General features: G+C 39.5%; 6 protein-coding genes and 1 other annotated feature. Of the genes, 3 read left to right on the top strand and 3 right to left on the bottom strand.

Annotated features, from left to right (window positions below; all coding sequences use genetic code 11):
• Genes trpD through PluTT01m_RS12700 form a run of 3 tightly spaced genes read right to left on the bottom strand, consistent with a single transcriptional unit; the run spans position 1 to position 3,165 of the window.
• Entirely contained in the window at positions 1–999 is a 999-nt protein-coding gene (trpD, locus tag PluTT01m_RS12710) for an anthranilate phosphoribosyltransferase (protein WP_011146688.1), read from the bottom strand.
• Between the two features lie 13 nt (positions 1,000–1,012).
• The gene (locus PluTT01m_RS12705; protein WP_011146687.1) at positions 1,013–1,591 is read right to left on the bottom strand and encodes a glutamine amidotransferase-related protein; all 579 of its coding nucleotides are present in this window, start codon (positions 1,589–1,591) and stop codon (positions 1,013–1,015) included.
• Entirely contained in the window at positions 1,591–3,165 is a 1,575-nt protein-coding gene (locus PluTT01m_RS12700; RefSeq protein WP_011146686.1) for an anthranilate synthase component 1, read from the bottom strand. Before PluTT01m_RS12700 ends, PluTT01m_RS12705 begins: the two co-directional genes overlap by 1 nt.
• Before the next feature lie 28 nt (positions 3,166–3,193).
• Positions 3,194–3,294 (bottom strand) — a sequence feature (Trp leader region).
• A gap of 763 nt (positions 3,295–4,057) precedes the next feature.
• Between PluTT01m_RS12700 and PluTT01m_RS12695 the strand changes: the two genes are divergently transcribed.
• The 3 genes from PluTT01m_RS12695 (at position 4,058) to PluTT01m_RS12685 (ending at position 13,355) form a co-directional block, all read left to right on the top strand.
• Positions 4,058–5,656 (top strand): glycoside hydrolase family 18 protein, encoded by a 1,599-nt coding sequence (locus PluTT01m_RS12695; RefSeq protein ID WP_232507857.1) that lies wholly within the window; start codon positions 4,058–4,060, stop codon positions 5,654–5,656.
• A gap of 96 nt (positions 5,657–5,752) precedes the next feature.
• On the top strand, positions 5,753–9,274 hold the full coding sequence (locus PluTT01m_RS12690) for a Tc toxin subunit A (protein ID WP_011146684.1): 3,522 nt from the start codon (positions 5,753–5,755) through the stop codon (positions 9,272–9,274).
• Positions 9,267–13,355 (top strand): Tc toxin subunit A-related protein, encoded by a 4,089-nt coding sequence (locus PluTT01m_RS12685; RefSeq protein ID WP_011146683.1) that lies wholly within the window; start codon positions 9,267–9,269, stop codon positions 13,353–13,355. Before PluTT01m_RS12690 ends, PluTT01m_RS12685 begins: the two co-directional genes overlap by 8 nt.
• Positions 13,356–13,392 lie beyond the last annotated feature (37 nt).

Here is a 13,392-nt window from a genome sequence, read left to right as displayed (position 1 = left end):
TTAACTCCTTGTTGCAAGTGCTATAACTCGTTCATAAGCTCGGCCACTGTGAATGGTTTCGAGAGCTTGTTGGGTGTTATGACGTAAATCTTCCTGTCCATGAATTTTCATTAACAGAGCAACGTTAGCCGCAACGGCATCAGCATGGGCTTTCTTACCCCGTCCTTGTAACAATAAACTGAGCATTTCATGATTATCCACGGGTGAACCTCCTTTTAATGCTGACATTGGATGACGTTGTAAACCAAAATCTTCAGCATTTAATTGATAATGGATAATTTCTCCATCGTTAATTTCTGCCACTTTCGTTGGTGCATGCAGGGCGACTTCATCCATGCCTCCGCTGTGTACAACCGCTGCCCGTTGATAGCCAAGAACCAGTAAGGTGCGGGCAATCGGTTCAACGAGCTCCGGGCTGTAGACGCCAATTAATGCTAATGGCGGACGTGCCGGGTTAATCAAAGGACCTAATATATTAAATATAGTCCGGGTTTTCAGTTGTTGACGTACCGGCATCGCATGACAGAATCCCAGATGATAATGTGGCGCAAACAGGAAACAGATGCCGATTTCATCCAGTGCACTACGGGCACATTCCGCGCTGATGTCAAGGGCGATACCAAACGCTGCCAGCAAATCAGAAGAACCTGATTGGCTGGAAACGCTGCGGTTACCATGTTTGGCAATTTTAATCTGGCAAGCCGAGGCGACAAAGGCACTGGCGGTTGAAATATTGATACTGTTCGCACCATCACCGCCCGTTCCAACGATATCGCAGAAAGTGTAATCTGGCCGTGGGAATGGCAGTGCATTTGCCAATAATGCTTGGGCTGCACCGGCAATCTCCTGTGGTTGTTCACCTCGTAATTTCATGCTGATAAGTACAGCAGCGAGTTGTGGTTCACTTAATTCTCCTTGAATAATGGCGGCAAATAGTTGCTGGCTTTCTTGTTGTGTCAGTGTTTGCGCATTAAACAATTTGTTGAAAATAGCTTGCATTTTCATCTCCCTTTTAATTTAGTGCCCAAACCAGAGTTTGTTCAAGCAATTTAGCGCCATGAGTTGTGAGAATCGATTCTGGGTGAAATTGAAATCCACAAACTTTATGTTTATCGTGGCGAACTGCCATCACGGTGTCGCCACAACGGGCAGAAATAGTCAGTTCAGATGGAATTCGGCTACCTGTGAGAGAGTGATAACGGGCAACGGGTAGCGGGTTTTCCAGATTAGCGAACATAGCTTGATTATCGTGTTTTGCCAGAGAAGCTTTGCCGTGTAGGATTTCATCAGCAGCAGAAATTTTTCCACCATAAGCTTCAATAATGGCTTGATGCCCAAGACAGATGCCGATCACTGGGATTTTGCCGATAATTTGTTGGAGTAATTGAGGCATACAACCTGAGTCAGATGGTTTACCCGGTCCCGGTGAAAGCATCAATAGCGGAGAGGAGAGCATTCTTAATTGCTGCATAATCATTTCAGTTGCCACAGTATTGCGATAGATAACAACCTGATGACCATGATTACGTAATTGATCGACGAGGTTATAGGTGAATGAATCCACATTGTCGAGCAGAAGAATATTTGCCATTAGAAAGTCTCCTCTGCCTGATGAGCCTCAATAATTGCCCGAATGACGGCTCTTGCTTTGTTACGAGTCTCTTCGGATTCGGCTAAAGGTTCGGAATCCAGTACGATACCTGCGCCAACCTGAATCGTCGCCATGCCATCTTCCACGTAAGCAGAGCGAATAACGATACAATTATCCATATCCCCTTTGCCGGTGAAATAACCGACAGCCCCACCGTAACTACCACGGCGTTCACTTTCATAGTGAGCGATAAGTTGCATTGCGCGTACTTTCGGTGCGCCGGTAAGGGTACCCATATTCATACAAGCTTGATAGGCATGAAAGGTGTCTAAATCATGGCGTAATGTCCCCACGACGCGGGAGACCAGATGCATAACAAAAGAGTAGCGATCAACTTTTGTCAGATCCGCGACATAGCGACTGCCCGGTTCACAAATGCGGGCCAGGTCATTACGCGCCAAATCAACTAACATTAAGTGCTCAGCTAGCTCCTTATGATCTGTTCGCATTTCCAGTTCGGTCCGGCTATCAAGATCCGCATCCAGCTCGCCGGCCGCATTGCGCCCACGGGGGCGGGTGCCGGCGATTGGGTAGATTTCAATTTGGCGATTGGATGCATCATATTTAAGCGCGCTTTCAGGAGACGCGCCAAACAGACAGAAATCTTTGTCCTGCATGAAAAACATGTAGGGACTTGGATTGTGGTACTTAAGTTTTTGATAAGCATGAAGTGGTGCCGGGCAGGGTAAAAAGAAGCGTCTTGATGGCACTACTTGAAAAATATCCCCTTGGCGGATGTATTGTTGCAACTGTGCCACCATTTCTGCATAGCTCTTGTCATCCCGATTGTATGAAACTTTCATGGTTGGCAGAGAGATTTGTTGTACTGGCTCAATGGGCTCGGTAATGAGTGCCACTAATGTTTTCAATCGTTGTTTAAGGCGTTGCTCTTCTGCTTGAGAATCACTGAAAAGAGAGATTTGCAAGCGTGCATTTTTATTCTGGTGGTTGATCACCAATAACGTTTCTGCGAGATAAAAACAGAAATCTGGGCAGCGTTGAACGGTTTTTACTGCCGGTAACGGCTCAAATCCGGCCACCAGATCGTAGGAAAAAAGGCCGCCAACGAATATCGCTTCTGCGCTTGACGAATTATATGGTGACGGCTCTTCCGCCAGAGAGAGCAGGGCACGCAGTGCATCAAATACGGATACCGCTTTCAGACGATTATCTTCATCTATATTGTGATTGATGGGTGGGAAAATCACTTGAAGAGCATTGTGTGTTATTTCAGATTGAACGTCGCTGGAAAATTTGTTGGCCAAAATGGGTAATAAATTTCGCCCATTTTCTGTTAACGCGTCAAAAGTAACCTGATTGCCGTTGGCACTGATGCGCAAGGCACTATCGATAATTAGCAGACTTTTTAAGTTTTTTTTGCTGTTAATTTCCGCAGATTCTAGCAATAAAGTTGCTGGTCGCTCACCGCAGAGCTGGTTGAATAGCTGCGTAGGATCGGGTTGGTAAGCAGCTTCCTGCTCGATTACTGTGATTTTTGGTTGTTTATCCGTCATTTTGTCGTCCTGTTAATAAGCTATGCATATAAAAAAACCCGCTGATTAGGCGGGTTTTGGTAATTTGGCACTGTTGATTTATGTGCGTGACCATACCGCCCTTACTGGGAAGTTATGCCACCAACGGATAGACGTCATCAATACAGCCATTTTCAGTGCCTCTTCATTATCACTCTTGTACTAGTAAACTGGAACGAAATTGGTGTGTCAAGTATTTTTTGGTACGTTTATTAAAACGTTACAAGTAGTGCATTTCCCACCGAATCTATTCAAGAGATAACCCTATTTTAATAACTAGATAAAATTGAGGGTTAATTTGGCGACATTTTATTACGGTGTAACATAAAATAGTCAGTAGTTAGAGATAAGATAATATAGGGTACTTAATTTTAATAAAATTATTATTTTATTGTCACAAATAACTCATATTATTATTTTATGGTATAGCTATGATATATATTTAATAATATTAAGTATGTAAATCATGTTTCATGAAAAAAAAGAATTTAGCGATAGTAAAAATTGGTTAAAGAGCAGGATTGGCTGGATTTTGTTTGAGTCAATAGGCAAACGGGGAAAATAGATAATCAAATTTTATATCTTAATATGAAAAAAAGAGGTTTAACCGATATTACTGTGAGAAGTAGTATTCATAACTCTAACATATCGTGTTATTTAAAATTTAGATCTTTATAAGTTAAAACTATGTAATTATTTGTATTTAATACGTTATAGGTATGTCAGATGAACGATTTTTTAATCTGAATACTTATAGATCTCTACTTAATTCTGGCATCGGTCGCCATGATTTAACTCTCTGATGTTTAAAATAATTGTACTATTAGTGGAGTAAGATATGAGTGAAAATGAACCCAAAGCAGATAGCCAATTGGTGTATGAAACTGATCCATATAAGGTTAAGAATTCGGAAGAAGGCGCGGCGCAAAAAACTTATCGGTTAAATGGTTTTGATCCTAAGACAACCGATGGGGCATTATCCTATACCCCAACAAGACTCGCTAAAACGGTTTTTAATATTTATGAGCAGAAGGATGATTTTGGCGTTTTCTGTTATTTAACTGATTGGTCAATCTATGATGCGCGTTTTATTGACACAGCAAGCGAAGATGATTTTAAAAAGAATGGTGGCAGAAGCTCTGACTTAATGCGCTTTAAGGGTGATAAAGACAAGGGAAAACCGTTTCAGCGAATTATCTTTAGCTTTGCAGGTATTATTGGTGATCCCGGAGAGAAGAAAGCAACTATCATTGCTGCTGCGGGTAAAAATGGATGGAAAATGGGGGAGGACGAACAAGATATTCTTGAGAATCACGAAGGCAAACCTATTCCAATTGATCCCTGGGCTGATGTTGGCGCTTATCTTAATTGTGGCTTTACTGGGTGGAAGGGGGATGTTTGGGATTTATATGAACAAGCTAAAGCACAGGGAGTATTAGGCGGTTTACGTTTACTCAAGGAGGAAAATCCAGATCTGGAAATTTCTGTCAGTGTTGGCGGTTGGTCAATGAGCGGTGCTTTTTATAAAGTTTGTCGTGATGAGAAACTGCGCCAACGGTTTGTTGAGGGGGTTAAAGATTTATACACCAAATTCCCGATGTTTACTCACATTGATCTTGATTGGGAATATCCTGGTTCTGCGGGGGAAAGTAATCAATTTGATGAAGATGATTATAAGTATTTTGCTGAGCTTATTAAGGATTTAAAAAACTCAAATATCAGTAATTTGAAAGGAATTAGTATTGCAGCTTCTGCTGATGTAGAAAAAATTAAAGCCGCACATATTCCAGAATTGATCGCTGCCGGTGTCAATGAAATCAACTTAATGACTTATGATTTCTTTACATTGGGCGATGGGAAACTTTCTCATCATACTAATCTTTATCGTAATAAGGATGACCAGTATTCTAAATATTCAGTCGATGATGCAGTTAACTATCTTATCTCTTTAGGTATTAATAAGAAATTTATCTATATTGGTTATTCGGGTTATACGCGTAATGCCAGAACTGCGGAGTTAGAGAGTAAGGATAATGAACAGCTAGTTGGTAAATATACTGATGGAACATCCACGGTAGGGAGTTTTGAATACAGCGTAATTGAATGGACAGATATTATCTATAACTATGTTGATTATGAAAATCAAATAGGTCGTAATGGCTTTGCGGTTATTCATGATCCGGTTGCTAAAGCTGATTATCTTTACAATAAAGATCTCAAAGTATTTATGTCGTTAGATACGCCCCGCTCAGTAAGAGATAAAGGCCGCTATGTTAAAGAAAAAGGGCTTGGTGGTTTATTTATTTGGACCGGCGATCAGGATAATGGCTTATTAACGAATGCGGCTCATGAAGGGTTAGGCCGTAAAGCAGTTAAAAAAGTCGTAGAAATGGAGCCATTTTATTTCGAAGGTGAACTTCCTTCTTACGATAAACCGAAAGAGAAACAGTGTGAAGCATGTAAATTGAATTGAATTTATGCTTTAAAAAATCTCACTACTTAAAGTGGTTATAGTCTCTATAACTATTCTGTTCAGGTGTTTCCGATTAATTAGGTTGGGAATAATATAATGGATAAATATAAAAGCATTTCTCGTGAAAAACAGGATATAACACAAGTATCACCATTATTAGCTGCGGTGGCAGAAGTCAAATCATCAAAATTGCCATCAGGTTATAGGTTATTAAACGCAGTAGAGAAAGAAGATAATTCCACTATCACGCTGGTTAATACACTCCAGCGTCTGGGTTATCGCTCAATTTTTGATATTGCAGAAGTATCAAAGCAGAGATTTATTAAACGCCATAATGAATCTTTATCAGGTCATGCAGAGGTAATTTTTGATAAAGCAGTGAGTGCGGCTAATCAATTGGTACAAAGTTATCGGCAAAGACAATTGAGGGATTACGATGGCGCATTATTAACAAAAGCAAGCCATCAGGCAAGATATTCTTCTTATAGTAATAATGATGTAAATGATAAAGAAAAATTACCTGATTATAGTAGTTTATTTCCTGAGCCTTGGGATAGCTTTTGTCAGCCAAACGCTATTGAGTCCCTCGACAGTCCGGTAAATTACCTGCTTGATCTTTATAAGTTTGTACAACAAATAGAGTTAGATGGCTCTAATAATGCCGTGGGATTGGAACAAAGGCGTGCTGATATTCCTGACTTATTACTGAATAGTGATAATCTTTACAAAGAGATTACGGCAATATCTATTGTGAATGATGTTTTGTCGAAGAGTGCCAGGGAATATATTGATCAAACAGGTCAGGCGGAAAAACCGGTTAATCAGGTTTTGGGAGAGACGCGTTTTCCCTTTACATTACCCTATAGTTTACCCTCTCAACAGATCAATAAAGGTTTGGCCGAACAAGAGACTGAATTAGGTACAATTATTCAGCAAGTGAATCAACAATTTCCTTGGCATATCTTAACGGAAAAACGAGATCAGGCTCTGCTTGCTTATACTCAATTAAGTAAGGAGCAAATGACTTTACTGACAGAGAAAAGCCCATTTGCACAAAACTTTTTATCACGCGAACAACTTATTAATAGCTATTTCAGCACAAGTACAACAGAAGTATTGCCTGAACATGATGTTGTAAAACATGCTTATATTATTCATGCTGATGAAAATGTCACTGGCCCGACATTATTGAGTGATAATGTTGATAAAGCCTATGATGAAATTGTTGTTACCTGTGAAAATAAAGCTAAAGAGACGATCAAAGTTAAACTTCGTGGTGAAAATGTTCTGACCTACAATCGCATAAAAGCGAGGATGGAGCCTTTTGATAACTCATCACCATTTAGTCGACAGTTAAAATTGACTTATGTAGAAAGTGATAATAGTGATATCGGTAATTTAGATAATGGTCCTTTCTTTGGTGAAATGACAGTTTATGCTGCGATACCAGGAGAGAACACAAATAATTCTTCGGTAAATATTGAAGGCATTAATTTCCTGACCATGACTTACCGTTTTGCTATTGCGAAACAAGGGACGGCACAATCAGAATTATTGCCAGAAGCTGAACAATTTTTCCAAGATAACTATGGTGTTTCTGCGGATGAAAGTGTGAAATTAAAAGAGATTTTATCTTTTGGTCAACAAACAGGCTCGAAAGTAACAGATCTCGAACACTTGTTTAATAGTGGTGATTTCCGGCCTTTAGTTTCGCCAAATGTGGTATTTTCTAATCCTATCTTCGATAGTGGGCAAACATCAGAACACTTTCCTGCACCTTATCACTATGGTGGAATTTATATCAATGCGGGGCAATTAGACGCATTAAGCATTGTGAGAACCGACTCTGGACGGGAAATAGATGCAGTTTCCGATTTTCGTTATGATCGAATGAACCGCTTTATTCGTTTACAGCGTTGGTTAGCGTTACCTTATCATCAGCTTGATTTATTGGTAATTTCAGCAATAAAAGCGGAGTCCAATAATACCGATTTGGCTATCTCTAATAATACATTAAGATCATTAGGCTTATTCCGCCATTTATCGACACAATATAAAGTATTACCGGAGGCGTTTGCCGGATGGATATATCGAATTACGCCATTTGCTATCAGCAATAATATTCCGTTTTTTGATCAACTGTTTAATCAGTCTAAACTTTTTGATCAGCCTTTAATTCTGGATGGGAAAGAATTTAATTATACAGAAAATCAAGGTGATGGAGCAAAAACAGTTAAACAATTGTGTGCTGGGTTAGCCATTTCTTTATCCACATTTCAAGTGATTGCGCCTATTGTTGAGAACGCATTGAAGCTCTCTTCTGGCAAATTGGTGCGTAATCTTGATGTCGTATCCAGACTTTATCGCTTGGTGACTATTCCACGATTATTTGGTTTTTCTGCGGAAGATGGATTAATTCTGGCGGATATTTTAACCGATAAAAGCGAATATCTGGCAAATATACCGGCTTTAGGAGAGAAAGATGACATCCTCAGTATTATTGCTCAAATGGAAGTTTTGACTTCTTGGTTGACTAAAACAAAACTGACACCGATCAAACTTTCCTTATTATTAGGTAAAACTCAGCTTCCGGTCGTGCCAACAAGTGGTATGTTAACCTTTTATAAGGGAATTTCTGAGGGTTTGACTGATAATGTATGCTTACAAGAATCTGATTTTAATCGGCAAGAAATAAATAATATAGATTGGTGGACTGTTCTGTCAGGTGAAAATGGCATTTTTGATAAGGAAAATGGATTAATCAAAGATATTCCATTGATATGGGGAAAAACAGATGAGGAATCTCTGAGGAAAGAAATAGAAGATATTGTAACGAATATAAGCCCAGATGATAATCAAATTAATATTGTCGTACAGATTATATTGCAAGCTAAAACCGCACAAGAGAGTCTATTATCTAGCGCTATTGCGGGTGAATATGGGGTATCAAGAGATATTGTGCCACTACAATTGCGTTGGTTAGGAAGTAGTGTTTATTCAGTATTGAAAATGGTGTTAGATAATACACCAGAAAAAGTTGAAGATATTAAAACAGAGTTTCTGGACTTGACCTATAGTCTGTTAGTTTATACCCAATTAATTAATGCGTTGAGCATAGGTAATAATCTATTGTTATTACGCCTGACAAATCCGAAATGGCTTGGGCTAAATATAGATGAAACAACAGAAATAGCATTGTCATTAGATGAAATTTTCCTGTTGAATCGCTATCAAGATTTACTGGAAAATGCGAAACAAAATGAAGATAAGGTTCAGGAATACTTTACTTTTGCTAACAGTGAAATTTTACCAAAGACAGAAGAGGATGATAATAATTATAAATGTGCGCAATTACTGGCTGAAATTTTAGATTGGAGTCCTGATGAAATTTATCTTGCTTGCGATAAAGGAGGATTAGAAAGAAAACGTGCGATAACCTTATCCCAAATAGATTGGATACGACGGCTACAACAATTTTCTGTGAAAACCCATTTATCTGTTGAGCCTTTATTAGGTGCTGCTGCACTTGATGTTAATTCAGATTTTGAAGCTTTCCAAAGCATCGGTGAAGCGGTAATGGCTGCATTAAAAGCGCAAGGAGATGATGAGAATGTCTAATTTAATTGAAGCAAAATTACAGGAAAATTTGCGTGATGCATTAGTTGACTATTATCTTGGTCAGATTGTCCCGCATGATATCGATTTTCAATCTCAGCGTGAAGGAATTAAAAACGTTGATGACTTGTATGATTTTCTATTGTTAGACACTCAGGTTTCTTCCAAAGTAAAAACAGCCCGTGTCGCACATGTTACCCAATCGGTACAACAATATATTAACCGTATTGTTTTGAATTTAGAGTCAGGTTTATCGATGACTCAGGAAGAGGCAGATAATTGGCAGGAGTTTGCTAATCGTTATGGTTATTGGTCGGCAAATCAACAACTGGCTATTTACCCGGAAGTCTATGTTGATCCCACATTACGTTTAACCAAAACGGAATTCTTTTTCCAACTTGAAAGCGCACTTAATCAAGGTAAGCTCACGGATGATGTTGCTCAGAAAGCAATATTGGGATACCTGAATAATTTTGAAGAGGTCAGTAATTTAGAGATTATTGCTGGCTACGAAGATGGTATTGATATTGCCGATGATAAGATCTATTTCATTGCTAAAACACGAACTCAACCTTACCGTTATTTTTGGCGAACACTAGATGCCAAACAGCGTAATAATCAGACTGACGAACTCAATCCTACCGCTTGGGGTGAGTGGAAGCTGATTAATGTTCCTTTAGAAAATGCCTATAATGGTATTATTCGCCCAATTATTCTAAATAGTCGATTGTATATTAGTTGGTTTGAAGTTTCTGAAGAAAAACAAGATAAAGATAATAGTATTAAATATCGCACCAAACTTAATTTGGCTCATTTAGCGTTTGATGGGACCTGGAGTACCGGGACAACGGTTCGTGAGGATTTACTCGACCACTCAATGAAAGAGTTGATTGCGGTTCTCGATCGTACCGGAGACGCTGAACGTTTAGCGTTGGTGGCATTTGTACGCTTGAAAGGTTCGGATCAGGGAACACCGTACGATTATGATGAAGTCTTCACTTATGTTTGTGACAACCTATTAATGGAAGCAACGGATTTGCCCAAATCCACGTCAACATTATCTGACCTTGATGCATATGGTGCTGCTTTAGTCTGGTTCTATTTCCGGGAACCCTTAAATGGTGGACCGGAAGAATATAAGCAATTGGTGCTCTATCCCGTTAATAATAATATGAAATGGCCGATTGCCGAACCACCAATATTTGAAGGACAATTGGGTACAGTAAATGATTTCAAGCTAGATGCAACTTATGTTGACGGGACATTGAATATGTATCTTACGTCCACTTCAACGTATGTATATGATTTTAGCAGAAGCAAAAATATCCTCTATTGTATTTGGCTAGAAGATAGCAAGGGTGAACGCTGTTGGCTTGATTATAAGATACTGACTCCAGAAGATTATGATCCAAAGCTGAGTGTCACATTGAACCGTTGTGATAGAAATGATGTAACGGTTGTTACGGGTTTTAGTTTGCCATCAGAAACTGGAGATGTTGCGGGTAAAATTAAAACTAAGCTCAGTGTAGGTAAATTGCTTCGTGGCAAGATACAAATTAAACAGACTAAACAAACTCAGTATTTGCAATTTCCAAAAGAAGAGCAGCCAGAGGAGCAACGAGAAAGTTGGTATTCTGACAAAGCGATTCGTTTAAATACCCTGTTTGCAAAAGAGTTAATTAGTAAGGCGAGTCAAAAACTGGACAAAGTTCTCAGTTGGGAAACTCAAAATATTCATGAAGAGCCGATTACTGGCAATGTTTCAAAACCTATTGACCTTAAAGGGGCAAATGGTATTTATTTCTGGGAATTATTCTTCCATATGCCATTTATGGTGGCCTGGCGGTTTAATGTCGAACAGCGTTATGAGGAAGCTAGCCGCTGGATTAAGTTTATTTTTAATCCTTTTGAAAGTAATGACGAACCGGCGCTGGAACAAGATAAACCACGTTATTGGAATAGTCGCCCGATCATTGACGAGCCCAAAAGATTACGCAGTCTGATAGAACCGACTGATCCTGATGCAATTTCTGCCAGTGAACCTATTCATTATCGTAAGGCTATTTTTAACTTCTACGTTAAGAATGTTATTGATCAAGGTGATATGGAATATCGCAAGTTACAGCCTACTGCCAGAACGCTGGCACGTCTGAGCTATGCAACGGCAAGTTCATTATTAGGTGCGCGTCCTGATCTCCAATTAGCCAGTTCCTGGCAGCCAATAACCCTTGAGGATGCATCATATAAGAAAAATAGCGCAGTACGTGCATTGGAGATGATCAGTTATCCTTTGCCTTATGCCCCGGTGGTTCATGATAAAACAATTCGTGCGCTGGATAATGATCTCTTTATGAAACCGATTAATGAAGAGTTAACGGCCCTGTGGGATAAAATAGAAAACCGGATTTACAATTTACGGCATAATTTAACGCTGGATGGTAAAGAAATTTCCATGGATCTTTATGATTCAAAGATTTCTCCTCGTGGATTAATGAATCAGCGTTATCAGAAGGTTGTTGCTGCCAGAAATGCTAGCAGAATGAATTTCAGAGTACCAAATTATCGTTTTGAACCGATGTTGGCGCGGGCTAAATCGGGTGTTGATACGTTGATACAATTTGGTAGTACGTTGTTAAGCCTGTTAGAACGGAAAGATAATTTGAGTTTTGAATCATTCCAGATGGTTCAGAATAATGATCTCTACCGTTTTGCGGTTGACCTCCAGCAACAAGACATCAATATTAATCAGGCCAGTCTTGATGCATTGCAAGTGAGCAAACAATCTGCTCAGGAGCGGTACGAACATTATAAAAGTCTTTATGATGAAAATATTTCGTCAACGGAGCAGCAGGTTATTGAATTACAGGCTCAGGCATCTTCTGCTCTATTAGCTTCACAAGTATCAAGAACAGCGGCAGCAGCACTGGATTTAGTTCCCAATATTTATGGATTGGCCGTTGGGGGGTCACGTTGGGGTGCCGCTTTAAATGCTGTTGCTGAAATAGCAACTTTGAAATATCAGTCTGATAATACTAAAGCTGAAAGCCTCAGTGTTTCTGAATCTTATCGCCGTCGCCGGCAGGAGTGGGAACTGCAATATAAACAAGCTGAATGGGAAACAAAGTCTATTGATCAACAAATTAATATTCAGCAGTTGCAGGTCAGTGCCGCGCGTAAACGTTTGGTGCAAGTTGAAGCGCAACAACAACAATCTCAGGCACTGTTGGCTTATTTCTCCAGCCGTTTTACCAATGAAAGTTTATATACTTGGATGATTAGTCAGATCTCAGGCCTCTATTTACAGGTTTATGATGCTGTTTCATCATTGTGTTTATCTGCACAGGCCTCTTTACAGTATGAGCTTGGGCTAGGCGAGCAGAATTTTATTGATGGTGCGAGTTGGAATGATCTCTATCAAGGGCTGTTGGTTGGTGAAAATCTGAAATTGGCGTTGCAACGTATGGAACGCACTTATGTTGAGCAAAATTCACGTAAATTGGAAATTATCAAAACGATTTCGCTTAAATCTTTATTGGGTGAGGAGTGGGAGACAAAACTTCAAACCTTGAAATCGCATAACCAAATTACGTTTAATTTGGATGAAACCAAACATTTTGTTCCAGATTATACGGGCTTATTTAATCGGCGGATTAAATCAGTTTCAGTGACGCTACCGATGTTAATTGGGCCTTATGAAGATATTTGTGCCAAATTAAGTTTGTCGGGTGTGAGTAGCTATACGACAAAAGCGGATCTCAAAACCGTTGAAAAGATGTTAAAAGAGGGAACTCGTGCGGAAACACCTTATACGGTGCGCAGCATCCAGCCTAATCAACAAATCGCTTTATCTACGGGGATTAATGACAGTGGAATGTTCACACTTAATTTCGATGATGAACGTTTCTTACCCTTTGAGGGGGTAGGGGTAGGATCGAGTTGGAATTTCCAATTTACCAATACCTCACAGGATTTAGAAAGCTTAACCGATGTTATTCTTCAAATTCGATATACCGCACAAGAAGGATCTGCATCATTTGGCTCGGCTGTTAAGGCATTATTGAGTAAGGAAAACCCAGATTTGTGATAACGAGAATTAAGCATTAAATGAATCAGTCACCTGA

Source organism: Photorhabdus laumondii subsp. laumondii (assembly GCF_003343245.1).
Taxonomy (GTDB): Bacteria; Pseudomonadota; Gammaproteobacteria; order Enterobacterales; family Enterobacteriaceae; genus Photorhabdus; species Photorhabdus laumondii.
The sequence above is the reverse complement of the archived record's forward strand: the minus strand, read 5'-3'. Positions and strand labels throughout refer to the sequence as shown.

Excerpts from the sequence above, each read along its gene's own strand:
- trpD (WP_011146688.1), bottom strand. The coding sequence starts at position 999 with ATGCAAGCTATTTTCAACAAATTGTTTAATGCGCAAACACTGACACAA.
- PluTT01m_RS12685 (WP_011146683.1), top strand. The coding sequence starts at position 9,267 with ATGTCTAATTTAATTGAAGCAAAATTACAGGAAAATTTGCGTGATGCA.
- PluTT01m_RS12705 (WP_011146687.1), bottom strand. The coding sequence starts at position 1,591 with ATGGCAAATATTCTTCTGCTCGACAATGTGGATTCATTCACCTATAAC.
- PluTT01m_RS12700 (WP_011146686.1), bottom strand. The coding sequence starts at position 3,165 with ATGACGGATAAACAACCAAAAATCACAGTAATCGAGCAGGAAGCTGCT.
- PluTT01m_RS12690 (WP_011146684.1), top strand. The coding sequence starts at position 5,753 with ATGGATAAATATAAAAGCATTTCTCGTGAAAAACAGGATATAACACAA.